The following is a 25,847-nucleotide window of genomic DNA, read 5'->3' on the forward strand; positions in this document are numbered from 1 at the left end:
GAGAGGAGATTTTCATGACGCAGGAAAAAGTGGCACTCATCACCGCAGGCGGCTCGGGCATGGGCGCCGCGGCAGCGAAGAAGCTGGCGCAGGACGGCTATCAGGTGGCGATTCTGTCGTCTTCAGGCAAGGGCGAGGCCCTGGCGCAGGAGCTCGGCGGCGTCGGCGTCACGGGGTCGAACCAGTCCACCGACGACCTGCAGCGCCTGGTCGATCTGGCCATGCAGCGCTGGGGACGCATCGACGCGCTCGTGAACTCGGCCGGCCACGGCCCGCGCGCGCCCATCCTGGACATCACCGATGAAGACTGGCACAAGGGCATGGAGGTCTACTTCCTCAACGCCGTGCGGCCCGCGCGCCTGGTGGTGCCGATCATGGAAAAGCAGGGCGGCGGCGCGATCGTCAACATCTCGACGGCCTGGGCCTTCGAGCCGGTCGACACCTTCCCCACCTCGGCCGTGTTCCGCGCCGGGCTGGCCAGCTTCACCAAGATCTTTTCGGACCGCTACGCGGCCAGGAACATCCGCATGAACAATGTACTGCCGGGCTGGATCGACAGCCTGCCGCAGACCGACGCGCGCCGCGAGACCGTGCCCATGGCGCGCTACGGCAAGGCCGAGGAAATCGCCGCGACCGTGGCCTTCCTGCTGTCGGAAGGCGCGGGCTACATCACGGGCCAGAACATCCGCGTCGATGGCGGCCTGTCGCGCTCAATTTAAAGCACCCCCTGAGCGACTTCGTCGCTTCCCCCTCTCAACCTTCGGTGGAGGGGGACGGCACCCTCGCTGCGGGGCGGCCCTTGCTCGGTGCCCCTGAGCTGGTACGCGCCAGAGCAAAGGATGTGGGTAATGCGAGCTTTTATCTATTGAGCCGGTGTTCACCTGCAATCACCGACAGCAGATTGAGCAGCGAGGCCTCGATGGCCGCGGCCGTGGCTTCGGGGCGCTCCATCGGGAACAGGTGGCTGCCGTCGAGAATCATGCTGCGGCCCTGGGTGATGCGCAGCGTCATGTCCATGCCCACCTGCTTCATTTCCTGCGAGCCGCGCCCGCCGATGAAAGCCGCGGGGCAGCGCAGCGGGTGGCGGCGCAGCAGCGTGTCGAGGTGGTGCGGCAGCGTGTTGTAGATCGCGGTTTCGACCTCTCGGTCAAAGCCCAGCACGCGCTGGCCGTCGTGGTCCGCGAGGCCATGCTCGACATAGTCCTGCAGCATCGCGGGATGCCACTGCGCGAACGCCTTTTTCGCGCGGAAATAGTCCAGCGCCTCGTCATTGCTGGCCCATTGGTGGCGCCGGCGCCGGCTGATCTTGCCCGGCGATACCGAGCCCACGAGCTGCGTGCGCTTGGCCATGCCCAGCGCGTTGGCGCGCCAGCCGCTGATCAGCGGGGAATCGATGAGCAACACGCCGCGCGCGAGTTCCGGGTGCAGCGCCGCGGCCATCACGCTCAGGAAACCGCCCAGCGAATGGCCGACCAGAAACACCGGCTCGCCCAGGCGCTCGACCTCGGCGCGCGTGAAGTCGGCCAGCTGCTGCACCAGATGCGGCCAGTTGTCGGTGACCGGATAGGCCGGGTCGTGGCCGAAACGCTCGACCGCGCGGACCTCGCAGCCGCGCTCGCGCAGCAGCGCGAACAGCAGCCGGTAGGTGGCCGCAGGAAAGCTGTTGGCGTGGGAGAAGACCAGCGGCAGCATGGCAGGCCGCAGGCTCAGCGTTCGGGGTGATCGTCGTTATCGGGCGCGCCGTCATCTGCGGCGTCGGCTTCTCCCGCCATCAAATGGTCCGGATGCACGGGCGCGATCGGCAGGTGCGCGGGCGGGCGCAGCGCGGCGCCGGCCGAATAGACGCCGGGCTGGCCCAGGCCGGTCGGCACCGACAGCGCGGGCTGGGCGGCCACCGTGGCGGGCGTGATCTTGGCCAGCGGGTGGCAGCGGCGGCTCGTGACGCGGATCGGCGCATTGGTGGCGCCGCCATCCCAGGCCGGGTCCTCGATGCTGTCGAACACATGGCGCAGGCGTTCGCCCCAGTTGTCGTGCAGCAGCCGGTAATAGGGGTTGCTCTCGTCGATGCAGACGATCTTGTCGCTCGCGAACTGGTCGGCTTCATAGACGATCAGGTCCAGCGGCAGGCCGACCGAGAGGTTCGACTTGATGGTGCTGTCCATGGAGACCAGCGCGCATTTGGCGGCTTCGTCGAGCGGCGTCTGCGGCGTGATCACGCGGTCCAGAACCGGCTTGCCGTATTTGGACTCGCCGACCTGGAAGTAGGGCGTCTCGTTCGTGGCTTCAATGAAGTTGCCGGCCGAATAGACCTGGAACAGGCGCATGTTCTCGCCGCGGATCTGACCGCCCAGAACCAGCGAGACATTGAAGTCCAGGCCGGCGCGCTTGAGCGCCACGCCGTCGCGGTCATAGATATGGCGCACCGCCGCGCCCAGGATGCGCGCGGCATCGAACATGCTGCGCGCATTCCAGATGGTGAGCATTTCTCCGGTGTGCTCGTCGCGCAGCTGCTGCTGCTGCAGGATCTCGCGCACCGATTGGGAAATCGACAGGTTGCCTGCCGACAACAGCACCATGAAGCGGTCGCCCGGCGACTCGTAGACCATCATCTTGCGGAAGGAGCTGATGTGGTCGAGGCCGGCGTTGGTGCGCGAGTCGGCCAGGAACACCAGCCCCGCGTCGAGTTTGATGGCTACACAGTAGGTCATGGCTTCTTGGCAAGTCCTTGAAGAGCGTACAAATGATCAAGCGCCTCGCGCGGGCTCAGCGTGTCGAGTTCGAGGTCCAGCAGGCGTTGCTGCAACAGGCTCGCTTCGGCGCGCGGCTCGGGCGTCTGGGGCGCGGCAAACAGGTCCACCTGGCGCCGGTCCTCGCCGGCACGCTCCTCGAGCGCTGCCAGCGTATGCCTAGCATGGTAGAGCACTGCGGTAGGCATTCCGGCAAGTTTAGCCACCTGAATGCCATAGCTTCTACTGGCAGGCCCGGGCTGTATTTCATGTAGAAACACAATGTCACTTCCTGATTCAGTGGCGCCGACATGGACATTGACGGCCTGGCGCGCCTTGGCGGGCAGGTCGGTGAGCTCGAAATAATGCGTCGCGAACAGCGTGAACGCGCGCGTCTTGTCATGCAGGTGGCTGGCAATGCCGCTGGCCAGCGCCAGGCCGTCGAAGGTGCTGGTGCCGCGGCCGATCTCGTCCATCAGCACCAGGCTGTGCGGCGTGGCGGCATGCAGGATCTGCGCGGCCTCGGTCATCTCCAGCATGAAGGTCGATTGCGCATTGGCCAGGTCGTCGGCTGCGCCGATGCGCGTGTGGATCGCGTCGATGGGCCCCAGCCGGCAGGCCGTGGCCGGCACATGGCTGCCCATGCTGGCCAGCAGCACGATCAGCGCCACCTGGCGCATATACGTCGATTTGCCGCCCATGTTCGGGCCGGTGATGATCTGCATGCGCGCATTGGCATTCATGCGCGTGTGGTTGGCAATGAAGGCGCCGCTCGAGGTTTCCGCCAGGCGCGCCTCGACCACCGGATGGCGGCCGGCCTCGATCTCGATGCAGGGCTGGTTGACGAACTCGGGCGCGCACCATTGCAGCGTCAGCGAGCGTTCGGCGAAGGTGCACAGCAAATCGAGCGTGGCCAGCGCGCCCGCGACGCGCGTGAGCCCGGGCACGTGCGGCTGCAACTGGTCGAGGATCTGCTCGTAGAGCCACTTCTCGCGCGCCAGCGCGCGCTCGTTGGCCGACAGCGCCTTGTCCTCGAAGTTCTTCAGTTCGGGCGTGATGAAGCGTTCGGCGTTCTTCAGTGTCTGGCGGCGGCGATAGTCGTCGGGCACGCGGTCGAGATAGCTGCCCGTGACCTCGATGTAGAAGCCGTGCACCTTGTTGAACTGCACGCGCAGATTGGGAATGCCGGTGCGCGCCTTCTCGCGCGTTTCCAGGTCGAGCAGGAAGCTGTCGCAGTTGGTCTGGATGGCGCGCAACTCGTCCAACTCGGCATCGAAGCCGTCCGCGATCACGCCGCCGTCGCGCACCAGCGCCGCGGGTTCCTCGAGCAGCGCGGCCTGCAGCAGCGCCGCGCAACCATCGGGCGGCAGGGTATCGGCGAAGACCTGGTTCAGATAGGCCGAGGGCGAGGCGCCGGTGCCGGCCAGCAGCTGGGCCTTGGCCAGCGTCTTGCCCAGCGCCACCAGTTCGCGCGGGCGCACCTGGCGCAGCGCGATGCGCGCCGTGATGCGCTCGACATCGCTCACGCCCTTGAGTTCGGCGCGCAGCAGCTGCCACGGCGCCGCGCCCGCGGCCTGGCTGCCGCGCAGCACTTCGGTGGCCTCGAGGCGCTCGCGCGCCGCGCTGCGGTCGCGCCGCGGCTCGAGCATCCAGCTCTTGAGCAGGCGGCTGCCCATGCCGGTCTGGCAGGTATCGAGCAGCGAGAACAGCGTCGGGCTGTCCTCGCCGCGCAGGGTCCTGAGCAGTTCCAGGTTGCGGCGCGTGGCCGGCGGCAGGTCGATGAGCTCATCGTTGCGCTGCACCTGCACGCTGTGCAGATGGCTCAGCGCGCGGCCCTGCGTGTGTTCGGCGTACGACAGCAGCGCGGCCGAGGCTGCATGCGCCAGGCCCAGGCCTTCGGCATTCCAGGCCTGCAGACTGGCCGCGCCGAGCTGCTCGAGCAGCTTGCGCTCGCCCAGCGCCTGGTCGAACTGCCAGTCGGGCCGCGGGCACAGCGGGCATGCCAGGCTGCCGCCCTGGCGCAGGCCCTGCAGCTGCTTCTCGAAGCGCTCGGTCACGCCGGCGCTGTAGATCACTTCGCTGGGCGCGACGCGCACCAGCCAGTCGCCCAGTTCCTCGGGCGCGCATTCGGCCAAATGCACGCGGCCCTGCGTCACGCTGAGCCAGGCCAGGCCGCAGCGGTTGCGCGCGCCCGCATGCACGGCCAGCAGCAGCGCCTCGCTCTTGTCCGACAGCAGCGCCGCATCGGTCAGCGTGCCGGGCGTGACGACGCGCACCACCTTGCGCTCGACCGGTCCCTTGTTCGCGCCGACTTCGCCGACCTGCTCGCAGATCGCCACCGATTCGCCCATCTTGATGAGCCGCGCGAGGTAGTTCTCGAGCGCGTGGAAGGGCACGCCGCACATCGGGATCGGCTGCCCGCCCGACTGGCCGCGCTGCGTGAGCGTGATGTCGAGCAGCCGCGTGGCCTTCTCGGCATCGGCATAGAAAAGCTCGTAGAAATCGCCCATGCGGTAGAACACCAGCGTGTCCGGGTACCCGGCCTTGAGGCCCAGATATTGCTGCATCATGGGAGTGTGGCTGGAAAGCGGCGTGCCGCCCGGCCCTTGAACGGCTTCGGTATTCTCGATATTCACTTTTGGATCAATAGCTTAGTGGTTCGCCCGGGCGCGGTATCGGGCAGTTCGGGGCATCCCGGGCGGGGCTGCGCATGGTCAGCGTTGCGGCAAGGGCCGGCGCCCGGGCCGGCAGGGCGGGCGGGGCGGCGCGCCGGATCCGGGAGCCTGGGCCAAAGGAATACATTATTGACGATAGGGCGCCGCGCCCGCGCGCTGCAGGGGCACCGCCATCTCCAGGCGCGGGGAAAGCGCGCTTGGATATGCCGATTTCATGCCACCTGCGCAACGCAAGTGCGCCAGAATCGGCAGGTCGCCCCGGTGGCGGCGCATGGCCCGTTCACTCCGAATCCGCAGATGACTATCAACACCTATCGCAACCTCGGCCGCAGCGGCATCAAGATCTCTCCCCTGACGCTGGGCACCATGATGTTTGGCGGCGAGACCGACCACGCGACCGCGCAGCGCATCACCGAACGCGCTTTCGAGCAAGGCGTCAACTTCATCGACACGGCCAACAACTACAACCGCGGCGAGTCCGAGGTGGTCGTGGGCGAACTGATCGCGCCGCGCCGCGGCGAATGGGTGCTGGCAAGCAAGTTCGGCAACCAGAACCCGGGCACGTCCGGGCCGAACGACCGCGGCGCGGCGCGCATCAATCTGATCCGTTCGGTCGAAGCCAGCCTGAAGCGGCTGCGCACCGATTATCTCGACGTGCTGTACCTGCACCGCGAGGACGGCAGCACGCAGATCGAGGAAACCGTGCGCGCGCTGGGCGACCTGATTCGCGCCGGAAAGCTGCGCAGCTACGGCCTCTCCAACCATCGCGCCTACAAGCTCGCGGAGTTCGTGCACACGGCCGATGCGCTGGGCGTGGACCGTCCCGCGGTGACGCAGCCGCTGTACAACCTCGCCAACCGCCAGATCGAAGTCGAGCATCTGCCCGCGGCCGAACGCTATGGCCTGGCCGTCGTGCCCTACAGCCCGCTGGCGCGCGGCGTGCTCACGGCCAAGTACACGCCTGGCGAAGCGCCCGCGGCCGAAACCCGCGCGGGCCGCGACGACCCGCGCCTGCAGCAGACCGAGTGGCGCGCCGAGTCGCTGCATATCGCGCAGCAGATCCGCGCGCATGTCGCCGGCCGCGGCATCACGCCCGGCCAGTTCGCGCTGGCCTGGGTGCTGCACAACCGGCTCGTGACGTCGGCGATCGCCGGGCCGCGCACGCTCGCGCAGTGGGAAGACTATCTGCCGGCGCTGCAATACCGCTTCACCGAAGAGGACGAGGCCCTGGTCGATCGCCTCGTGCCCACGGGCCATGCGTCGGCGCCGGGCTTCAACGATCCGGCCCATCCATTCTTCGGCCGCCAGCCGCGCCACCGCGCGCCCTGAGCGCGCGGCCGGCCGCTCAGACCGCGAAAGCGGCCCGGGCCGGGCGCGCGTGCGGCGCGCGCGGCGCCGCGAGCACCTGCTGCACGCTGCCCGACTCGACGATCTCGCCGTCCTTCATCACCATCACCTGGTGCGCCATCGCGCGCGCACGGCATCGCGACGCCTGCCATCACGTGCTGCTGCCCTTGCTGCGCGGGCTGGACCAGGCCGACCGCGCCGCGCAATGAGCATGGCATCGCACCAGTACCTGAGAGGATATTTGAATGAGAACCAATCTCAGTTGATATACTGCGCGACAGAGCCCGGGCGGCGTCCTCGACAGAGGGGCGGCAGGGCTCGCGAGCCGCAGCGCGGCCCGGCATACGGGCCAGGCTGCGGCCCTTCTTCTTACCGCGGCCTGCGCGTCGCGACTGCACGCCAAGGCCCACCATGACACTTGCCGCACCCCCCTATCAGCAACTGACAGGCGAATACCAGGTGCTGATGCGCCACTACGGCCAGACCCAGATGCGCTGCGATGCCCTGGTGCGCGCCCAGGCCGCCGAGATCGAGCGCCTGCAAGGCATGGCCATGCGGCTGCGTGCGGCGGTGATCGTGCGCGACACGGCGCTGGCCTGGGAGCGCGCGCAGCGCTCGCAGGCGGTGCTGACCTGCATGCAGAACCTCGCGCGCGAGCGCCTGCCGTGGCAGTGGGCGCAGTTGCGTGCCGCGGCGCAAGGCGGGCCGGGCGAGGGCGGTGGCGCCGATGGCGCCGGCGCGCTGGCCGCGAGCGCCGAAGCCGCGGATCTGGTGGTCTGCCAGACCGGCTGCCTGAGCCATGGCGACTATTGGCGCGTGCAGGACCAGTGCCGGCGCACGGGCCAGACCTGCGTGCTGGTGGAGCAATCCGCCGCCGCGTCCATCGATGGTTTCGGGGCTGACGCGCCGGCGCAGCGCCTGGTCGAATGGCTGCCCGCGCCCGAGAACACCGCATCCTGAAGTTGCTGCAGCCGCAGCTTTTGCGGTTTTTGCGCCGCATCCCGCCCTGGGGTTGTTAGTATCTGCCAGCGGATCGCCGGGGCACGCGCCCCTGCCGGTCCGTGCATAACAACGACATGGTGGGTTGCGACGGCCACGAGCCGCCCGCTGCGCACGGAGGCACGAGGGCAGGCATGCAGGATCAGAGAGAACGTTTGCGCGCGTTGGCGACGTGGCGCCAGGGGCTTCATGCCATGGCGGGATGGCTGCCCGGCGGACCTGCGCCGCGCCACCCGGGCTCCCCGGTGCGCGATCTGCTGGGTCTGGTGCTGGCGTCGGTCGTCGGCGCGCTGCTGGCCGTGCAGGCAGTGACGCTGTGGCGCCTGGACGTGCGCGCGCAGGAGCGCGAGCGCATTCTCGATGACACCCAGCAGGCGCTGCTGGCGCAGACGCTGCGCAGTCCCATGCTGTCCGGTGCCATTGCCGTGGGATTGACCGACCCGGCATTCAAGGACCTGGCACGCGGGCTCGATGTGGAGCCGGACGTGGTGCAGATGCATTTCGCGCAGCTGCGCATGCGCCTGCCGGTGCTGAGCGTGCATGTGCTGGACCGCGAAGGCCACACCATGGCCCAGGACGACAGTGAGCGCTTCTCGCCGGCCCGCCTGCGCGCGTTCGGGCCCTATTTCCGCCAGGCCATGCAGGGCCAGGCCAGCGTGTTTGCGGCACTGGAGCCCGGCAATCTCACGCGCAACCTGTTTTTCGTGGCGCCGGTGCGTGCCACCGGGCATGCCGATGCGCCGGTGCTGGGCGTGGTGGTGCTCAAGACCGATGCCGCCGCGCTCGATGCCGTGATCAACCGCAACGGCCTCACGACCTTGCTGCTGGACCCGCATGGCGTGGCATTCTCCGCCACCCGGCCCGACTGGCGCTATGCGATGACCGCGCCGCTGACGCAGCAGCGCATCGATGCCGCGCGCCAGAGCGGGCTGTTCGGCGGCTATTTCGCCAACGGCGTCGCCTCGGCGCTGCCGTTTGCCGACGACAGCGTGGAGGTGCGCGTCGACGGCGCGCGCCAGGTGGTGGATAGGCGCGCGCTGGACTGGAGCGATCCCGAAGGCCACTGGCAGCTCGTGGCGCTCGACAACGTGAGCGCGCTGATGCCCTGGCACGATCGCTGGTGGGTGGCCTCGGTGGCGTTCGTTCTGTTGCTGCTGCTGGGCGCGGTGGTGCTGCGCCAGCGCGCGCTGGGCGACCGACTGGGCACGCTGCGCCAGCGCCAGGATGTGCTGCGCGCGGCGCTGAGCGCGAGCCCCATGGCCGTGGTGCTGACCGATGCCGACGGCCGCATCTTCTGGGCCAACCCGCGCTACGAGGAGGAAAGCGGCTTTGCGCTGGCGACGCTGCGCGGCCAGAAGCCCTCGGTGGTGGCCAGCGGACACATGCATCCCGACACCTACCGCGACCTGTGGTCGAAGCTGATGGCCGGCCTGTGCTGGGAAGGGCTTCTGCTGAGCCGCGACAGCGCCGGCCGGCTGCATGAGGAATGGGTGAAGATCATGCCGGTGTTCGATGCCCGGGGCCGGCGCATCGCGTTGGTCGCCTGGCACCAGCGCCAGCCCGGCGCCGCGCCGAGCGCGCAACCGCACTGAGCCGGGCGCAAAAAAAACCGCCTCGCAAGGCGGTTTTTTCCTTCGCGCAGGAAGCTCAGGCCTGTTCGTCGCTGGCCGGCGCCGTTGGCTCGGCCGGTGCTTCTTCGCCGCCGTCCTCGGCCAGGGCCTGGCGCACACCGGCCTTTTCGCCCGCGCCGGCAAACTTGCTGTACTTGCCCAGCACCGTGACCAGGTTGCCATAGACGCGCGGGTTGCCGGCCATGCACTCGCGCTGCTCGAGGAAGTCGGCTTCGCCAGTGAAGTTGCCCACCAGGCCGCCGGCTTCGGTGATCAGCAGCGAGCCCGCCGCCACGTCCCAGATGCTCAGGCCGGTGTGGAAGAAGCCGTCGCTGAAGCCGGCCGCGACGTAGGCCAGGTCCAGCGCCGCCGAACCCGACTGGCGCACGCCGGCCACGCGTGGCATGACATCGGTCACCATGGCCATGTGGGCCTTGAAGTTGTCGCCCTGGCGGAACGGGAAGCCGGTGATGACCAGGCAGTCACGCATCTGCGCGCGCTTGCTCACGCGGATGCGGCGGTCGTTCAGGAAGGCGCCGCGGCCGCGCGTGGCGGTGAACAGGTTGTTGCGCGAGGGGTCGTACACCACGGCGTGTTCGATCTTGCCCTTGACGGCCAGCGCGATGCTGACGCAGTACACGGGCATGCCGTGGATGAAGTTGGTGGTGCCGTCCAGCGGATCGATGATCCAGACGAAATCCGAGTCCTTGGCGCCGAACTGCTGGCCGGTTTCCTCGGCCAGGATGCCGTGGCCGGGGTAGGCGCTCAGCAGCGTGTCGATGATGGTCTTCTCGGCCGCCTGGTCGACCTCGGTCACAAAGTCGTTGACCTGCTTCTGTGCAATGCGCACGGATTCCACGTCGAGGGCCGCGCGGTTGATGAGGGCGCCGGCGGCGCGTGCGGCTTTGATAGCCACGTTGAGCATGGGATGCAGGGTAGACGACATAGATTGTGGGCGTTGGCGCCGCGCTGCAAAAAGGCAGCGCAACACGCGGGTAAGAACAGGGTTAGGCCGGCTCCGGCGATGCGGGCGGCGACAATGGCTGGCGATTTTACCTGTCCTGTCCAATTCCTGCTGCGCTTAGTGCGGCAATCCGTAGGGCCGGCGGCTTTTGCCGCGGCCCGCCAACGCTTTTTGAATGCCATGAAGACCCGATTCGTCCTGATCCAGACCAGCCATGCCGGCAATGTGGGTGCCGCCGCGCGCGCCATGAAGACCATGGGCTTCGACGACCTGGTGCTGGTGGCGCCGCGCTGGGCCAACGTGCTGCGGCGCGAGGAAACCATCCAGCGCGCGAGCGGCGCGCTCGATGTGCTGGCCCGGGCGCGCATCGTGGAGACGCTGGACGAAGCGCTCGACGGCATGAGCCACCTCTGCGCCACGGCCATGACGCCGCGCGACTTCGGCCCGCCCACGCGCACGCCGCGCGCGCACCTGGAGATGCTGGTCAAGGGCGAGTTGCAAGCCGCGCCGGTGGCCGGCGATGGCGCAACGCCTGCCGAAACCGGCGTCGCCTTCCTGTTTGGCTGCGAACGCTTCGGCATGGCCAACGAGGATGTCTACCGCTGCGACGTGGCGCTGTCGATTCCCTCGAATCCGCAGTTCGGCTCGCTCAACCTGGGCGCCGCCATCCAGCTGATTGCCTATGAATGGCGCCAGGCGCTGGGCGGTTTTGCCGTGGAGAACGCCGCGCCGGCGCAACTGCCGGACCGCGCCGACGCGGCCCAGGTCGCGGGCATGCTGGGCCACTGGGAGCAGGCGCTCACGCATCTGGGCTTTCTCGACCCGGCCGCGCCCAAGAAGCTCATGCCGCGCCTCAACCAGCTTTTCAACCGCGCGCAACTGAGCCCCGAGGAAATCCACATCCTGCGCGGTGTCGCCAAGACCATGCTGCAAAGCACTGCGCCAAACCGCTAGACTTGTTGATTCCCCATTCCAACTCCCCTTTGCGATGCTCGCACGCCTGCGTTCCGATATCCAGTGCATTCTCGACCGTGATCCCGCGGCCCGCAGTACCTGGGAAGTGGTGACCTGTTATCCCGGCCTGCACGCGATCTGGCTGCAGCGGCCCGCGCACTGGTGCTGGAACCATGGCCTGCAATGGCTTGGCCGCTTCATCTCGCACGTCGCGCGCTGGCTCACGGGCATTGAAATCCACCCCGGCGCGGTCATCGGCGAGCGGGTGTTCATCGACCACGGCATGGGCGTCGTCATCGGCGAGACCGCGGTGGTCGGCGACGGCTGCACCATCTACCACGGCGTGACGCTGGGCGGCACGTCGCTCTACAAGGGCGTGAAGCGCCATCCCACGCTGGGCCGCGATGTCGTGGTGAGCGCGGGCGCGAAGGTGCTGGGCGGCTTCGAGGTCGGCGACGGCGCGAAGATCGGCAGCAACGCGGTGGTCATCAAGCCCGTGCCCGCGGGCGCCACGGCGGTGGGCATTCCCGCGCGCATCCTGCCGTCGAAGGCCGGGCAGAGCGCCGATGTCACCGACCATGACGCGCCCGCCGCCGCGCCGCGCGCCTTCACCGCCTATGGCGTGACGCAGGAGGACGATCCGATCTCGCAGGCCATGCGCGGCCTGAGCGAAGGCGCGGCCGGCCATGAGCAGCAGATCGCGCTGCTGTGGGAGGCCATCGAGAAGCTCTCGGCGCGCACCAAGGCCGGCGACTGCGTGCCCTGCGAGTCCGAGCGGCCGCAGAAGTTCGAGAAGGACAAGATCGATCAGCTGATGGGCAAATAGCCGCTCACAGGAAATCCACCTGGCCGGTGTCGAGGTCGTAGTACGCCGCCACCACGCGCAGCTCGCCCGCGGCCACGGCTTGCGCCATCGCTGCGCTGCGCGTGGCGATCGCGTGCGCCGTGCGGCGCGCATTCTCGCGCACCGCGTTGTCGACGAAATCGCCTGGCTGATCGATCACCGCACGCGCCGCGGGCACGATCGCATCGACCAAAGGGCCGATGAACCCGGGAAAGCGCGCGTTGTCCTGCACCACGGCGCAGGCCGCCGCGACCGCGCCGCAGCGCTCGTGCCCCAGCACCACGATCAGCGGCACGCCCAGTACCGAGCAGCCGTACTCAAGCGAGCCGAGCGTGGCCGCATCGGGCAGATGGCCCGCATTGCGCACGACGAACAGCTGGCCCAGGCCCAGGCCGCCAAACAGCAGCTCGGGCGGCACGCGGCTGTCGGCGCAGGCGACGATCGACGCCCAGGGGGCCTGGTGCATGGCCAGCCGCGCGCGTTGCTCGCCCAGTTGCGCTGCGCACAGCGCGGGCGCAGCCACGAACGCCGCGTTGCCGGCTTGCAGCCGCGCCAGCGCGGCATCCGGGCCGGCGCCGGCCTGCGCCGCCGGCTCTGCGGCCGGCGTGCGCGCGCTGAACAGGCCTACTGCGGCCAGCGCCAGAAAAGCGCGCCGGCCTTGGCCGGACGCAGTGCAGACTTCACACATGGGGTACCTCCTGGAGAAGGTCAGTGGCAGCCAACGTCCATTGTGTTCCGCGGTGGCGGCTAGACTCATCCGGTTGTTGCTCCAAGGATCCAATGCCATGAATGTGAAAGAGGCCCTGCATGCGCGCCGCTCGGTACGCGCTTTCCTGCCCCGCGTGCCCGAGGCCGCGGTGGTGCGCTCCATGCTGCACTCGGCCGCGCGTGCGGCATCGGGCGGCAACCTGCAGCCCTGGCGCGTGACGGCGCTGACCGGCACGCCGCTGGCGCACCTGCTGGCGGCCGTGGCCGAAGCCGAGCCGCAGGACGGGCCGACCGGCACCTCCTATCCCCCCAGTCTCTGGGAGCCCTACCGCAGCCGGCGCTTCGAGAACGGCGAGGACCTGTACCGCACGCTGGGCATCGCACGCGAGGACAAGCCCGCGCGGCTGGCGCAGCTGGGCCGCAATGGCGAATTCTTCGGCGCGCCCGTGGGCATCTTCGTGAGCGTCGACACGCGCATGGGACTGGCCCAGTGGACCGACCTGGGCATCTATCTGCAGTCGCTGATGCTGCTGGCCGTGGAGCAGGGCCTGGCCACCTGCGCCCAGGGATACTGGCGCCGCTTTGGCGACACCGTGGCCACGCAACTCGCGCTGCCTGAAGGCTATGCGGTGGCGTTTGGCGTGGCGCTGGGCTGGGAGGACACCAGCGCGCCCATCAACCAGCTGCGCGCCACGCGTGCCGACCCCGGCGAATGGCTGGATCTGCAGGGTTTCTGAGAGCGCGGCCTGCATCTCGCGAGCGCGTGGCACGACCAATGACCTTGCGCTCGCAAGTGGTCGCTATACTTGGCCCCAGCTCCGGGGTGTGCTTATGCGCTGAGATGCCAGACGGTCTGTGTGAACAGGCCGGCTGGCGAACCCGACGAACTTGATCCGGTTCATACCGGCGGAAGAAGAGCGAGACCCTGAAGCGGGGTGGGGGAGGCAGCAGTCAGCGGCGGGGCGTCACGCCCGCATGCCGCGGCAGCAGGCGCCACTTCATCCGCGCCACCCAAGGCTGCTCGCGCACCTGGGTGCGCGTGCGGGGCACATCCCCAGAGCCGGCGGTGGTCCGTCCACAGCCCTTGCGGCCATGGGCGCAGGTCCGGCCCGGCATTCCTCGGAGCGTTGTTGATCCAACCATCCACCGAGGAGACTGCGATGAATGCCCGTGCACCCGAACTTTCGACCCCGTCCTTCAGCGACCTGCTGGCGCAATCGCGCCTGCCGTTTCCCGCTTCCTGCAAACGCTATCTGCCCGGTCAGCTGCATGCCGAACTGCGCGTGCCGGTGCGCGATATCGCGCTGACCAATGGCGAACAGGTCAGCGTCTACGACACCTCCGGCCCGTATACCGATCCGGCGGTGCAGATCGACATCCGCCGCGGCCTGCCGGCGCTGCGCGCACCCTGGATCGATGCGCGCGCCGACAGCGAGTGGTATGTGGGACGCCCGCGCGCTGCACTCGATGACGGCAGCCAGAGCGAGGAGGCCCAGCGCCTCAAGCAGCTGCGCGCCGAGGCCGCGGGCCTGCAGCGCCAGCCGCGGCGCGCGAAAAGCGGGGCCAACGTGACGCAGATGCACTACGCGCGCCGCGGCATCATCACCCCCGAGATGGAATACGTGGCGCTGCGCGAGAATGGCCGGCGCGAATGGATCGCCGCCTACCAGCAGGACTCGGCGCGCGAAGGGCGGCTGGCGGGCAACCCGCTGGGCGCGAGCATTCCGGCCCTCATCACGCCCGAGTTCGTGCGCGACGAGGTGGCGCGCGGCCGGGCCATCATTCCGGCCAACATCAACCACCCGGAGATCGAGCCGATGGCCATCGGCCGCAACTTCAAGGTGAAGATCAACGCCAACATCGGCAACTCGGCCGTGACGTCGAGCATCGAGGAAGAGGTCGAGAAGCTGGTCTGGGCCACGCGCTGGGGCGCCGACAACGTGATGGACCTGTCGACGGGCAAGAACATCCACACCACGCGCGACTGGATCCTGCGCAACTCGCCCGTGCCCATCGGCACGGTGCCGATCTACCAGGCGCTGGAGAAGGTCGGCGGCGTGGCCGAGGACCTGACCTGGGCGATCTTCCGCGACACGCTGGTCGAGCAGGCGGAGCAGGGCGTCGACTACTTCACCATCCATGCCGGGGTGCGCCTGGCCTTCATCCACCTCACGGCCGCGCGGCGCACGGGCATCGTCTCGCGCGGCGGCTCGATCATGGCCAAGTGGTGCATGGCGCACCACCGCGAAAGCTTTCTGCACGCGCACTTCGAGGACATCTGCGACATCATGAAGCAGTACGACGTGAGCTTCAGCCTGGGCGACGGGCTGCGCCCGGGCTGCGCCAGCGACGCCAACGACGAGGCGCAGTTCGCCGAGCTCAAGACCCTGGGCGAGCTCACGCAGATCGCCTGGAAGCACGACGTGCAGACCATGATCGAGGGCCCGGGCCATGTGCCCATGCACCTGATCCAGGCCAACATGGCCGAGCAGCTCAAGCACTGCCACGAGGCGCCGTTCTACACGCTGGGTCCGCTGACCATCGACATCGCGCCGGGCTACGACCATATTGCAAGCGCCATCGGCGCGGCCATGATCGGCTGGATGGGCACGGCGATGCTGTGCTATGTCACGCCCAAGGAGCACCTGGGCCTGCCCGACCGCGACGACGTCAAGCAGGGCATCATGGCGTACAAGATCGCCGCGCATGCAGCCGATGTCGCCAAGGGGCATCCGGGCGCGCGCGCACGCGACGACGCGCTGTCGCAGGCGCGTTTCGATTTCCGCTGGCAGGACCAGTTCAATCTGGGGCTCGATCCCGACACGGCCCAGGCCTACCACGACGAGACCCTGCCCAAGGACGCGGCCAAGGTCGCGCATTTCTGCTCGATGTGCGGCCCCAAGTTCTGCTCGATGAAGATCACGCAGGAAGTGCGCGAATTCGCCGCGCGCAAGGGGCTGGCCGACGAGGCGGCACTGGCCCAGGGGCTCGAGGAAAAAGCCAGCGAGTTCCAGCAGGCCGGCGGGCAGTTCTATCTGCCGATCACACCCGTGAAGTGATGCCTATGCGCGCCTTGCGCGAGCCCAGCGCGAACAATCGAGTTGGCAGCTGCCCGCGAAACCGTTTGTCCTGAGCCTGCCAAAGGATGGAGGGCCTGAGCGCAAGATGCGAGGCCAGGCCTATCGCCGGCGCGTGTCTCAACCCGGCAGCGCAAACCGGGTCGCAATCCTCGACAAGGCTGCCGCCTGGTCCTGCAGGCTCAGCGCGGCCGCGGCCGACTCCTGCACCAGCGCGGCATTGTGCTGCGCATGGTCGCTGAGCGCATGCACGGCCGCATGCAGCGCGCTGATGTCTTGTTGCTGGCCGTGCGCCTGGCGGGTGATGTCGGCCATGCTCAGCGTGGCCTGCGCGATGGCCTGCAGCATCTGCGCGGTGCGGGCGCGCGCTTCGGTCGCCAGGCGGCTGCTTTTCTCGACCTGCGCGCCCGAAGCCTGCACCAGTTGCTTGATCTCCTTGGCCGCGTCGGCGCTGCGGTTGGCCAGCGCGCGCACCTCGGCCGCGACCACGCTGAAGCCGCGGCCGTGCTCGCCCGCACGCGCGGCCTCGACCGCGGCGTTCAATGCCAGCAGGTTGGTCTGGAAGGCCAGCGTGTCGATCACGCCGGTGATGTCGGCAATGCGCTGCGCGCTGCCCGCCATGTGGTGGATGGTGCCGGCCAGCGCCTCGATCGATTCGCCGCTGGCCTGCGCGCTTTGGCTGGCTTGCTGCGCCACCTGCTGGCCGCGGTCGGCGGCGCTGGCGGCCAGCGTCGTGGTTTCGGACAGCATGGCCAGATGCTCGCTCGCGGCTTGCAACTGCAGCGCGCCATGCTCGGTGCGCTGCGACAGGTCGTGGTTGCCGCGCGCGATCTCCTGCGATGCCTCGGCCACATGGCGCGTCGCGCCCTGCAGCTGGCCGACGAGCTCGCGCAGGCTGGCCTGCATGCGCGCCATCGCGCCCAGCATCTGCCCGGCTTCGTCCTGGCCGCGGCTGTGCAGGTCGGTGCGCAGATCGAGCGCGGCCACGCGCTGCGCGGCGCCATGCGCCAGTGCCAGCGGCTGCACGATCCAGCGGCGCAGCGCCCAGCCGAGCCACAGGCCCAGCAGCACCGAAGCCGCGCACAGCGCCAGCAGGAAGCCGCGCGCCGTGGCCGCGCTTTGCGCGGCCTGGCCCGCGGCTTCGTCCATGGCCTGGCGCTGGTGGCTCGACAGCGCCTGCAGCTGCTGCGTGAACGCCTGCGCCGCGGGCAGGAACTGCTGGTCCACGGTCTCGCGGATGCGCTGCGTGAGGCCGCTGTCGCGCGCCGCCACCAGCGCCGCGCTGGCGGCAAGAAACGCCGCATGGCGTTCGTCGAGCGCCTGCCACAGCGCTTGCTCGTTCGCGCCATGACCCGCGCCGTCCACCGCCTGGCGCAGTCTGGCGTAGGCCGCTTCGTCGGTTGCCACCTCCGCACCCAGCACGTCGCCGACCTCGGGTTCGGAACTCAAGGCCATGGCCTTGAGGCGCTCGATGTTGCGCGACTGCAGCCAGAACGCATCGGCCACCTGGCGCTCCGCCGCGCTGCGTTCGGCGATCACGCGCTGGAGCGCATCCTGGCTGCGGTCGAGCGCCCAGAGTCCCACGCCGGCCGAGCCCCAGCCCAGCGCCAGCGCCAGCGCGAAGATCAGCTGCAGGCGCGCGCCCAGCGAGCGGCGCCATGCCACGGGGGTGGACGCCGCGGGGGCATTGCGGGAGGGGACGGAGGCGGCCGGGGACGGGAAGATCCGCGGCAGGTGAAGGGCAATGGAAGAAGACATGGACACGCGCGTGAGGAAGGAGCCTGCCCGGCGCACGGCGCGCGGGCGATGCGTCGCATGCTAGTCACCGACTGTGTAATGACTGTGACATGGAGGCGGGCTGCATCACCTGGCGCGGGCGTGCGCTCGCCGCCGCGGCCGCAAAGCACAACGGCCAGGTGAACCTGGCCGTTGTGCTCGGGAAAGGCGCAGCTCGTGCAGGCTCAGCCGGCCGCCGGGCGCTGCGCGTTCTTCGGCCGGAACGCGGCGCAGACTTCGCTGCGCGTCTCGAGGTACGGACCGCCCAGCAGGTCGATGCAGTAGGGCACGGCCGCGAAGATGCCGGGCACCAGGCTCTGGCCGTCGGCATCCCTGAGGCCTTCGAGCGTCTGCGCAATGGCCTTGGGCTGGCCCGGCAGATTGATGATCAGGCTCTGGCCGCGGATCACCGCGACCTGGCGCGACAGGATGGCCGTGGGCACGAAGCGCAGGCTGATCTGGCGCATCTGCTCGCCGAAGCCCGGCATTTCCTTGTCGGCAATGGCCAGCGTGGCTTCGGGTGTGACATCGCGCAGCGCCGGGCCGGTGCCGCCCGTGGTCAGCACCAGGCTGCAGCCCGCGTCGACCAGCTCGACCAGCGTCGCGCTGATCAGATCCTGCTCGTCGGGAATCAGCCGCGCGTCGAACGTGACCGGGTTGTGCAGCGCACGGCCCAGCCAGTCCTGCAACGCTGGCAGGCCCTGGTCGACGTAGGCGCCGCTGCTGGCGCGGTCGCTGATCGACACGATGCCGATGCGCACCGCGTCATGCATCTTCTTCGTCCTCGTCCTCGTCGGCGGCGTCGGCGCCGGGCTGGGCGCTGTTGCCCGAGATCTGCGCGCGCAGCAGCGCGAAAAGTTCGCGGTAGGCGCGGCTGGCCTTGCGCGGCGCGGGCATTTCGCCCTCGGGCACGGCCGGGGCAGCGGCGGCTGCGGCCTGGCTGTCCTTGCGCGCCTGGCGGATCAGTGCGCGGATCTGCTGCGAGTCGGTGTCGGGGAAGCTGTCGAGCCATTCGGCCAGTGCGCCGTCCTCGGCCAGCAGGCGCTCGCGCCATTGCTCGGCCTGCAATACGCTGAGTTTTTCCGTGGGCGAGCCATTGCGCTGCTCGTCCATGGCGGCATGAATGGCCGCGACCTGCGATTCCTCGAGCTTGCGCATGATCTTGCCGATGTACTGCATCTGGCGGCGCTTGCCTTCGAAGTTGGTGATGCGGCGCGCTTCGGCCAGCGCATCGAGCAGCTTGTCGGACAGTTGCAGGCGCGCCAGCAGGTCGCTGCGCAGGCCGAGCAGGTCTTCGCCGAGCTTTTGCAGCGCATCGCTTTCGCGCTTCATATCGGTACGGCTGGAGTCCCAGGTACCTTTGAGTTCGGCCTTGAGTTCGAGGTCGAGTTCGCTGCCTTCGGCAACGAAGTGGCCTTTCACGAAGTAGCCTTTTTTGGGTTTGCGTGACATGGTAGGGGGCAATAGGGAGGCAACGCAGAGCGCGTCGCAGTGGCAAGTATCATAGCTGTCGCTATGAAAAAACCCCGCCCCCGCTCCGTAAGCACCGCCGCCGCGCAGGCCGATTCCGGCTTCAGCTACAGCCGTCCCTTCTTTGAAGACCTCGTGGACCGTGCCCTGGCGCATGCCAGGAAGCTTGGCGCCACCGATGCCGGCGCCGAAGCCTCCGAAGGCTGCGGCCTGTCGGTGAGCGTGCGCAAGGGCGCGCTGGAGACCGTGGAGCGCAACCGCGACAAGTCGCTGGGCGTGACCGTCTACCTGGGCAACCGGCGCGGCAATGCCAGCACCTCCGACTTCTCCGAAGCGGCCGTGGCGCAGACCGTGCAGGCCGCGTATGACATCGCGCGCTTCACGGCCGAGGATCCGACCGGCGGCCTGCCCGATCCCGCCGACATCGCCGAACCCGGCACCCATCGCGATCTGGACCTGTTCCATCCCTGGGACATCACCAGCGAGGACGCGGCGGCCCTGGCCATGGAATGCGAAGCCGCGGCGCTCAAGACGCACAAGCGCATCACCAACAGCGAAGGCGCGGGCGTCTCCGTGCAGCAAAGCCATTTCTTCAGCGCCCATTCGAATGGTTTTCGCGGCGGCTATGCCAGCTCGCGCCACAGCCTGTCGGTCGCGCCCATCGCCTCGCTGCCGGGCCGCAATGCCGAGATGCAGCGCGACGCCTGGTACAGCTCGATGCGCGCCGCCTCCGAGCTGGCCTCGCCTGCCGAGGTCGGCCGCTACGCCGCGCAGCGCGCGCTGAGCCGCCTGGGCAGCCGCAAGATCCCAACCACCGAATGCCCGGTGCTGTTCGAGTCGACGCTGGCCGCGGGCCTGCTCGGCAGCTTCGTGCATGCGGTCAGCGGCGGCGCGCTCTACCGCAAGACCAGCTTCCTGGTGGACTCGCTGGGCAAGCCGGTATTCCCCAAGCACATCGACGTGCTGGAAGACCCGTTCATCCTGCGCGGCAAGGGCAGCTCGCCGTTCGACGAGGAAGGCGTGCGCGTGCAGCCGCGCAAGGTCATCGACGCGGGCCGCGTGCAGGGCTACTTCCTGTCGAGCTACTCGGCGCGCAAGCTGGGCATGAAGACCACCGGCAATTCGGGCGGCTCGCACAACCTGGTCATGAGCTCGCGCCTCACGCGCGCCGGCGACGACCTCGATGCGATGCTCAAGAAGCTCGGCACCGGCCTGTTCGTGATCGAACTCATGGGCCAGGGCGTCAATTACGTGACCGGCGACTATTCGCGCGGCGCGAGCGGCTTCTGGGTGGAGAACGGCGAGATTGCGTTTCCGGTGCACGAGATCACCATCGCCGGCAACCTCAAGACGATGTTCAAGGGCATCGAAGCCATTGGCGCCGATACCTACAACTACGGTGCCAAGACCGTGGGTTCGGTGCTGATCAACCGCATGAAGGTCGCGGGCAGCTGAAGCGCAGGCTGGCTCCCCTCATTGGATGTCCAGCGGAACGTAGCTGCCCAGACCTGCGTAGAAGCAGGCGAAGACCACCAGCAGCTGGCCGGTGACAGCCAAAAGCAGGTCAGGCGAACACCGGCCCATGTCGTGTGGCAGGGGTGGATCGCCGGCATCGCCCGCGGGCTCCGCCGGGTCGGCCCAGGCTTGCCACCCCGCGCCGTCTTCACCCGCGGGGTAGCCCAGGGTTTCATAGGAAGGCGGGGGCGACGTCTCGAAACCCCAGTCGAAGTCGAGGTCAACAGGATAGGGCGGCGCCCGGTCGGCGTAGCTGAGGACCGGGCCACTGGCGGTCGAGTTGTTCGGCATCCTGTCTCCTTGGGTAATTGAAAATCGGACGGTGTGGGTGCCCCTGGGCAGCGCTTGTCACATGGTGAACGGGTGGGTGTCCGCTGCCGCGTGGAATGCGAACAGCCCTGGAGCGCCGATGAGGCCGCTGCAGTTGAGCGATGCGATGGACTCCGGCGGCGACACAGTGCGGCCGGGCGATGCCTGAGCTGCGGCGCTTTCATCGCTGTCGTCCAGGGTGTAGACCAGATCCTGCGGGTCTTCCTGTGCCCCGAGCAGGGCTTTGGGCCTGTCGAGATGGAAGAAATCAAATACATCGGACCGGTGGTTGCTGCAGCCGCGCTCATGGTCGATGTAGTAGATGACCGGCAGCAGTCCGGGTATCTTGCCAATGCTCAACGAGGCGATTTTCGCGGGCCCGCCGCGGTGCTCGATATATTCGAGAATGATCTGGAGATTGAACTCGCTGAGTGCATCGACGGCGGGGGCATGGGGGTTTGCAGGGTTTTTGGCATTTCCAGGCATGGTGGTTGTCCGAAATGGTGAAGCAACGCTGGCAGCGCAAGGCCATGTGTGCATCGTCGCCATGCGTCGGTCCACGGGGTTCAAACGGTCTGCGCACACCCGCATCAATCTATCCCCCGGAAAACTGGTAGTCGGTAGGTGCAAGTCCGCTGTTTATCCCAGTAGGAGCTGCATGCCTGGCCTGCCATTGGCTGGCATGCAATACCGGTCAGCCCAGTGCTTCGTGAAGCAGCACGCCAATGCCAATGAGAATGCCGACGCCTGCGGTCACCGCGGCTGCGAGGCTGGCGTCCCACACGGCCGGGCTGCCGTCAACGACCCACTGGAATTCGGCGGGAGGCGCCATGTCACAGATGACGATGTCCGGTATTCCAGCGGGCGCAGACAACGTCGGATCGTTCAGATCTGGATGATTGCTTGCGTCCTGCAGATCCAGGGCGTGGAACTCGAGGGTATTGCGGGGCATGGCTGGTCTCGCGGGCAATGGCTTCAAAGATAGTACCCGCTCGAGAGCTCGGTCCAGAGTTGGAACGAGGAGGATGCGGCCTCCCATGCATCGTCGCCCCAGTGATCCTCAGCGTCCACGGCCACCACTTGATCCATCGCATCGGCATTGAGGTAGCGGTGTCCGTCCCAGAGGTAGCGCTCACCGAGGTAGATATCCTGCGCACCTGGGTTGACATGCGCGTGAACCCCGGGTTGTTGCGCATGGCTTGGAGACGCCACGTTGATGACCACGGACGCGTGCGGCCCGGTGTTGAAGCTCAGGGTGACGGTGGGCGACGGCGCAGGTGGGGGCGTGGTATTTGCATCGGGTCCGGCGGCGTCGCTTGCATGGGGCGCCCAGTCCGAATAGATCGTGTCATTGAACGAGTCCGAGTACGCGCTCAGCACCGAGAAGCTGCCTTGGTCGAAGGAAACGGACACCACTTGCTGCATCGAGAATTGATTGCTGCCATCTGTATCCCGGGCCGTGCTAGCGGGCGGAACAATGTTGAAGTAATCCTGCAGGTTGTCCGACGCGGGACTGATCTGCCTTTCATGCTGAATGTAGTTGTATACATCGAGCAAGCCATGTCGGATCGTCATGGAAAGAAGGCTGGTGAACTCCCCATCATTCTCATTGATATGCTCTTGAAGCTGGTTCAGCAGGAAGTGAAGATGCTGTGCGTCGATTTTGTCGACTGCATCAGCATAGGGGTTGCTTGGGTTTTTCGAAGGCTTCTTCATGAGGGCTTGTCGGCTTTACAGAAAAGGGAGGGCTCGTCCTGGCAATGGCTTTGTGCGTTGAATGCACACCATCAGATCCGTTGCGCTTGCTTCCCGTGATCGGATGGCAGGCGCTGGTAGATCCAGTGGAGACAGCCCATGGCGTGTCAATTTGATAGTTTAATACTATTTGATTTGTTTGTCATTTAGTTTTTAACTAAGAGTTCTGTCTATGGTGCGAAACACAGGCAGCGCCAGGCCCCGCGCTGGACGGTAGAGGCATAAAAAAAGGAGCGCCATGCGCTCCTTGTGGTTGCTGCCGGGGCGGCGATCAGCCAGCCAGCGCGGCCTTTACGGCAGCCGACACTTGGCCCATGTCGGCCTTGCCTGCAAGCTGGGTCTTGACCGCGCCCATGACCTTGCCCATGTCGCCCGGGCCCTTGGCGCCGAGTTCGGCGACGATGGCCTGCACGGCGGCAGTGACTTCATCGGCCGTCATGCGCTGGGGCAGATAGACCTTGAGCACCTCGAGTTCGGCCTTTTCCTTGTCCACCAGGTCCTGGCGGTTCGCGGTCTCGAACGCGGCAATGCTGTCCTTGCGCTGCTTGATCAGCTTGTCGACGATGGCAATGATGGCCACGTCGTCCAGCACCACGCGCTCATCGACTTCCTTTTGTTTCATGGCCGCCAGCAGCATGCGGATGGTGCCCAGGCGCTCGCTGTCCTTGGCGCGCATGGCGGTCTTCATGTCGTCGGTGATCTGGTCTTTGAGGCTCATTGCAAGCTCCTGAAAGTGGAAATCGGAAATCGTAATTCGGAAAACAAAAAACCCGCGCCTGGCGTCCCGAGCGCGGGTTTGCGGCTTTTGAGGGCCGGCCTGAAGCTTAGTACAGCTTCTTGGGCAGTTGCATGCTGCGAACGCGCTTGTAATGACGCTTCACGGCAGCCGCCTTCTTGCGCTTGCGCTCGGAAGTGGGCTTCTCGTAGAACTCGCGTGCGCGCAGGTCGGTCAGCAGGCCGAGCTTTTCGATCGTGCGCTTGAAGCGACGCAGAGCGACGTCATAGGGTTCGTTTTCTTTTACGCGGATGGTGGTCATTAGCTAATGTTTCCAAATATTTGTTGCCGTCAGCGGGTACGCAGGAGATCGGGCCTGGGCACCATGTACGGCGGTTGTTCCCCGTCTATAACTAGTATTGGCCGACGGGGCATTGCCAGCAAAGCCAAGGATTATAGACCAGTTGCGGCCGGCTGCAAGGAATGCGCGCAGGCATGTGCGCTGGCCCAGGCCCACTGGAAGTTGTAGCCACCGAGCCAACCGGTGATGTCAACCACTTCGCCGATGCAAAACAGCCCCGGCTGGGTCTTGCATTCCATGCTTTGCTGCGACAGCACGCGCGTGTCGACTCCGCCTAGCGTGACCTCGGCCTTCTTGTAGCCTTCCGAGCCGTTGGGCGTGATTTCCCAACGGCTCAGGCGCTCGGCGAGGCGGTTCAGGGCCTTGTCCGAAGCCTCGGCAATGGGCCGCTGCCATTCGCTGTCTTGCGCCACCCAGGCATCGGCCAGGCGGCTCGGCAGCCAGGCCGTAAGCTCGTTGGCGATCAGCTTGCGCGAGCGCAGCTTTGCCTGGGCCAGCGCCGCGGCCAAGTCCACGTTTGGAGCAAGGTTGATGGACAGCGGCGTGCCGGGCTGCCAGTAGCTCGAGATCTGCAACACCGCTGGACCCGACAAGCCGCGGTGGGTGAACAGCAGGTCTTCATGGAAGCTGATGCGCTCCTTCTTGCTGCCGGTGCTGATCTCCACGGGCAGCGCCAGGCCCGAGAGCTGCGCATAGGGCGCCCAAGCCTCGCCGTCAAAGGTCAGGGGCACCAGGCCCGGCGTGCGTTCGATCAGCGGCAGGCCGAACTGCTGTGCCAGGCGGTAGCCGAAGTCGGTGGCGCCGATCTTGGGAATCGACAGGCCGCCGGTCGCGATCACCAGATTGGCCGCGCGCACCGGGCCGCGGTCGGTGGCCAGCTGGTAGCCCTGCGCGCCATGGGCCACGCTGCCCACCTTGCACGGCTGCCAGCGCTCGACCCCGCCAGCCGCGCATTCGGCCAGCAGCATGGCAATGATGTCTTCGGCCGAGCGGTCGGCAAACAGCTGGCCCTTGTGCTTTTCATGGTGGGCAATGCCATGGCGGTCCATCAGTGCGATGAAATCGGCCGGGGTGAAGCGCGACAGCGCCGAGCGGCAGAACTGCGGATTGCGGCCGACGAAATGCTTGTGCGGCTGGCGCACGTCGAGCTCGCGGTTGGTGAAGTTGCAGCGCCCGCCGCCCGAGATGCGGATCTTCTCGGCGACCTTGGCGGCATGGTCGATCAGCAGCACCCTGAGGCCGCGCTGGCCGGCCTGGGCCGCGCAGAAAAGGCCGGCAGCGCCGGCGCCGATGATGATGGCGTCGTAGGAAGGAATGGTCACGGGCAAGGGCACAAGTAGCGGGCGCAGCGGCGCGGATGCGCGCAGTGCAGGGTCCGCGCGCCAGGCCGCATTGTCCCCGAGTGGCAGCGGCATGCGCCGCCCGCCGCCAATAGCCCGTGGTCCGCCTCTGGTACGGCATGTTTCTACAATCGCCGCCATGAACCTACCTGCACACCAGCTCAGCATGACCGTGCTGATGTCGCCCGACATGGCCAACTTCTCCGGCAACGTGCATGGCGGCGCGATCCTCAAGCAGCTCGACCAGGTGGCCTACGCCTGCGCCAGCCGCTATGCGGGCCGCTATGTCGTGACGCTGAGCGTGGACCAGGTGATGTTCCTGCAGCCCATCCATGTGGGCGAGCTGGTGACCTTTCTGGCCAGTGTCAACCATACCGGCACCTCGTCGATGGAAGTCGGCATCAAGGTGATTGCCGAGGACATCCGCAACCAGAGCGTGCGCCACGTCAACAGCTGCTTCTTCACCATGGTCGCCGTGGACGATGACCGCAAGACCGTTCCGGTTCCTCCGCTCAAGCCCGCCAATTACGACGAACGCCGCCGCTGGGGCGCGGCCGTGCTGCGCAAGCAGATCCGCAAGGAGCAGGCCGAGCGCTTCGAACAGGTGCGCCAGGCAGCGGCGGCCGAGACCGTCTGACACCGCCTCGCCCTTTGAATCCGTTCGTGCTGAGCCTATCGAAGCACGGACGGCTCTCCCAATCC

At 67.5% G+C, this 25,847-nt stretch carries 25 protein-coding genes and 1 riboswitch; of the genes, 10 read left to right on the top strand and 15 right to left on the bottom strand.

Annotation, left to right across the window (positions count from 1 at the left end):
- The first annotated feature begins 14 nt into the window (after positions 1 to 14).
- Complete coding sequence (locus HUK68_RS05675; RefSeq protein WP_175503315.1) at positions 15 to 719, top strand: SDR family oxidoreductase; 705 nt, start codon at positions 15 to 17, stop codon at positions 717 to 719.
- 139 nt (positions 720 to 858) lie between these two features.
- Here the strand turns inward: HUK68_RS05675 and HUK68_RS05680 are convergent, their stop codons facing one another.
- From HUK68_RS05680 to mutS, 3 genes are read right to left on the bottom strand one after another with little or no spacing between them, the layout of a single operon-like run.
- Entirely contained in the window at positions 859 to 1,692 is an 834-nt protein-coding gene (locus HUK68_RS05680; protein WP_175503316.1) for an alpha/beta fold hydrolase, read from the bottom strand.
- Positions 1,693 to 1,706: 14 nt separating this feature from the next.
- On the bottom strand, positions 1,707 to 2,708 hold the full coding sequence (locus HUK68_RS05685) for a proteasome-type protease (RefSeq protein ID WP_244146266.1): 1,002 nt from the start codon (positions 2,706 to 2,708) through the stop codon (positions 1,707 to 1,709).
- On the bottom strand, positions 2,705 to 5,296 hold the full coding sequence (gene mutS, locus HUK68_RS05690; RefSeq protein WP_175503317.1) for a DNA mismatch repair protein MutS: 2,592 nt from the start codon (positions 5,294 to 5,296) through the stop codon (positions 2,705 to 2,707). The genes HUK68_RS05685 and mutS overlap by 4 nt, the downstream gene beginning before the upstream one ends.
- A gap of 402 nt (positions 5,297 to 5,698) precedes the next feature.
- On the opposite strand from mutS, the gene HUK68_RS05695 reads away from it, so the two are divergent.
- The 3 genes from HUK68_RS05695 (at position 5,699) to HUK68_RS05705 (ending at position 9,339) form a co-directional block, all read left to right on the top strand.
- Positions 5,699 to 6,730 carry an aldo/keto reductase gene (locus tag HUK68_RS05695; protein ID WP_175503318.1) on the top strand — a complete coding sequence of 344 codons (1,032 nt, stop codon included), beginning with the start codon at positions 5,699 to 5,701 and terminating at the stop codon, positions 6,728 to 6,730.
- A gap of 429 nt (positions 6,731 to 7,159) precedes the next feature.
- Complete coding sequence (locus HUK68_RS05700; RefSeq protein ID WP_175503319.1) at positions 7,160 to 7,708, top strand: DUF2325 domain-containing protein; 549 nt, start codon at positions 7,160 to 7,162, stop codon at positions 7,706 to 7,708.
- Between the two features lie 233 nt (positions 7,709 to 7,941).
- The gene (locus HUK68_RS05705; RefSeq protein ID WP_175503320.1) at positions 7,942 to 9,339 is read left to right on the top strand and encodes a PAS domain-containing protein; all 1,398 of its coding nucleotides are present in this window, start codon (positions 7,942 to 7,944) and stop codon (positions 9,337 to 9,339) included.
- Positions 9,340 to 9,394: 55 nt separating this feature from the next.
- On the opposite strand, the gene HUK68_RS05710 is transcribed toward HUK68_RS05705, so the two are convergent.
- On the bottom strand, positions 9,395 to 10,303 hold the full coding sequence (locus tag HUK68_RS05710) for an inositol monophosphatase family protein (protein WP_175503321.1): 909 nt from the start codon (positions 10,301 to 10,303) through the stop codon (positions 9,395 to 9,397).
- Positions 10,304 to 10,501: 198 nt separating this feature from the next.
- On the opposite strand from HUK68_RS05710, the gene HUK68_RS05715 reads away from it, so the two are divergent.
- Together HUK68_RS05715 and cysE are read left to right on the top strand one after the other, a co-directional pair.
- Complete coding sequence (locus HUK68_RS05715; protein WP_175503322.1) at positions 10,502 to 11,275, top strand: RNA methyltransferase; 774 nt, start codon at positions 10,502 to 10,504, stop codon at positions 11,273 to 11,275.
- A 34-nt stretch (positions 11,276 to 11,309) separates the two neighbouring features.
- Complete coding sequence (gene cysE, locus HUK68_RS05720; RefSeq protein WP_175503323.1) at positions 11,310 to 12,101, top strand: serine O-acetyltransferase; 792 nt, start codon at positions 11,310 to 11,312, stop codon at positions 12,099 to 12,101.
- Between the two features lie 4 nt (positions 12,102 to 12,105).
- Here the strand turns inward: cysE and HUK68_RS05725 are convergent, their stop codons facing one another.
- Positions 12,106 to 12,807 (bottom strand): carbonic anhydrase, encoded by a 702-nt coding sequence (locus HUK68_RS05725; protein WP_175503324.1) that lies wholly within the window; start codon positions 12,805 to 12,807, stop codon positions 12,106 to 12,108.
- 97 nt (positions 12,808 to 12,904) lie between these two features.
- Between HUK68_RS05725 and HUK68_RS05730 the strand changes: the two genes are divergently transcribed.
- Together HUK68_RS05730 and thiC are read left to right on the top strand one after the other, a co-directional pair.
- A complete protein-coding gene (locus tag HUK68_RS05730) occupies positions 12,905 to 13,564 on the top strand; it encodes a nitroreductase (protein ID WP_175503325.1) in 660 nt (219 codons plus the stop codon).
- Between the two features lie 72 nt (positions 13,565 to 13,636).
- A riboswitch (TPP riboswitch) is annotated at positions 13,637 to 13,759 on the top strand.
- Between the two features lie 228 nt (positions 13,760 to 13,987).
- Positions 13,988 to 15,886, top strand: a complete 1,899-nt coding sequence (gene thiC, locus HUK68_RS05735) for a phosphomethylpyrimidine synthase ThiC (RefSeq protein ID WP_175503326.1) — start codon at positions 13,988 to 13,990, stop codon at positions 15,884 to 15,886.
- Between the two features lie 138 nt (positions 15,887 to 16,024).
- Here thiC and HUK68_RS05740 read toward each other — a convergent pair whose 3' ends face one another.
- From HUK68_RS05740 to yjgA, 3 genes are all read right to left on the bottom strand, one after another.
- Positions 16,025 to 17,662 (bottom strand): methyl-accepting chemotaxis protein, encoded by a 1,638-nt coding sequence (locus tag HUK68_RS05740; protein WP_175503327.1) that lies wholly within the window; start codon positions 17,660 to 17,662, stop codon positions 16,025 to 16,027.
- Between the two features lie 203 nt (positions 17,663 to 17,865).
- Positions 17,866 to 18,453, bottom strand: coding sequence for a molybdopterin adenylyltransferase (gene mog / locus HUK68_RS05745; protein WP_175503328.1), 588 nt, complete (start codon positions 18,451 to 18,453; stop codon positions 17,866 to 17,868).
- Positions 18,446 to 19,132 (bottom strand): ribosome biogenesis factor YjgA, encoded by a 687-nt coding sequence (yjgA, locus tag HUK68_RS05750; protein WP_175503329.1) that lies wholly within the window; start codon positions 19,130 to 19,132, stop codon positions 18,446 to 18,448. The genes mog and yjgA overlap by 8 nt, the downstream gene beginning before the upstream one ends.
- A 63-nt stretch (positions 19,133 to 19,195) precedes the next feature.
- Here yjgA and pmbA point away from each other — a divergent pair, with 63 nt between their 5' ends.
- On the top strand, positions 19,196 to 20,605 hold the full coding sequence (gene pmbA, locus HUK68_RS05755; RefSeq protein ID WP_175503330.1) for a metalloprotease PmbA: 1,410 nt from the start codon (positions 19,196 to 19,198) through the stop codon (positions 20,603 to 20,605).
- An 18-nt stretch (positions 20,606 to 20,623) separates the two neighbouring features.
- On the opposite strand, the gene HUK68_RS05760 is transcribed toward pmbA, so the two are convergent.
- The 7 genes from HUK68_RS05760 to HUK68_RS05790 form a co-directional block, all read right to left on the bottom strand.
- Complete coding sequence (locus HUK68_RS05760) at positions 20,624 to 20,956, bottom strand: hypothetical protein (RefSeq protein ID WP_175503331.1); 333 nt, start codon at positions 20,954 to 20,956, stop codon at positions 20,624 to 20,626.
- Positions 20,957 to 21,013: 57 nt separating this feature from the next.
- Positions 21,014 to 21,460, bottom strand: a complete 447-nt coding sequence (locus tag HUK68_RS05765) for a hypothetical protein (RefSeq protein ID WP_175503332.1) — start codon at positions 21,458 to 21,460, stop codon at positions 21,014 to 21,016.
- A 208-nt stretch (positions 21,461 to 21,668) separates the two neighbouring features.
- Positions 21,669 to 21,926: a hypothetical protein gene (locus HUK68_RS05770; protein WP_175503333.1), complete on the bottom strand. Its 258-nt coding sequence runs from the start codon at positions 21,924 to 21,926 to the stop codon at positions 21,669 to 21,671.
- A gap of 23 nt (positions 21,927 to 21,949) precedes the next feature.
- A complete protein-coding gene (locus HUK68_RS05775; RefSeq protein WP_175503334.1) occupies positions 21,950 to 22,690 on the bottom strand; it encodes a hypothetical protein in 741 nt (246 codons plus the stop codon).
- Between the two features lie 310 nt (positions 22,691 to 23,000).
- Positions 23,001 to 23,447: a GatB/YqeY domain-containing protein gene (locus HUK68_RS05780; RefSeq protein WP_175503335.1), complete on the bottom strand. Its 447-nt coding sequence runs from the start codon at positions 23,445 to 23,447 to the stop codon at positions 23,001 to 23,003.
- 106 nt (positions 23,448 to 23,553) lie between these two features.
- Positions 23,554 to 23,766: a 30S ribosomal protein S21 gene (gene rpsU, locus HUK68_RS05785; RefSeq protein WP_159917519.1), complete on the bottom strand. Its 213-nt coding sequence runs from the start codon at positions 23,764 to 23,766 to the stop codon at positions 23,554 to 23,556.
- Between the two features lie 131 nt (positions 23,767 to 23,897).
- The gene (locus HUK68_RS05790) at positions 23,898 to 25,127 is read right to left on the bottom strand and encodes a BaiN/RdsA family NAD(P)/FAD-dependent oxidoreductase (RefSeq protein ID WP_244146267.1); all 1,230 of its coding nucleotides are present in this window, start codon (positions 25,125 to 25,127) and stop codon (positions 23,898 to 23,900) included.
- A 157-nt stretch (positions 25,128 to 25,284) separates the two neighbouring features.
- Between HUK68_RS05790 and HUK68_RS05795 the strand changes: the two genes are divergently transcribed.
- Positions 25,285 to 25,782: an acyl-CoA thioesterase gene (locus HUK68_RS05795; RefSeq protein ID WP_175503337.1), complete on the top strand. Its 498-nt coding sequence runs from the start codon at positions 25,285 to 25,287 to the stop codon at positions 25,780 to 25,782.
- The last annotated feature ends 65 nt before the right edge of the window (positions 25,783 to 25,847 follow it).

Origin of the sequence: Comamonas antarctica (assembly GCF_013363755.1) — a bacterium.
GTDB lineage: Bacteria > Pseudomonadota > Gammaproteobacteria > Burkholderiales > Burkholderiaceae_C > Comamonas > Comamonas antarctica.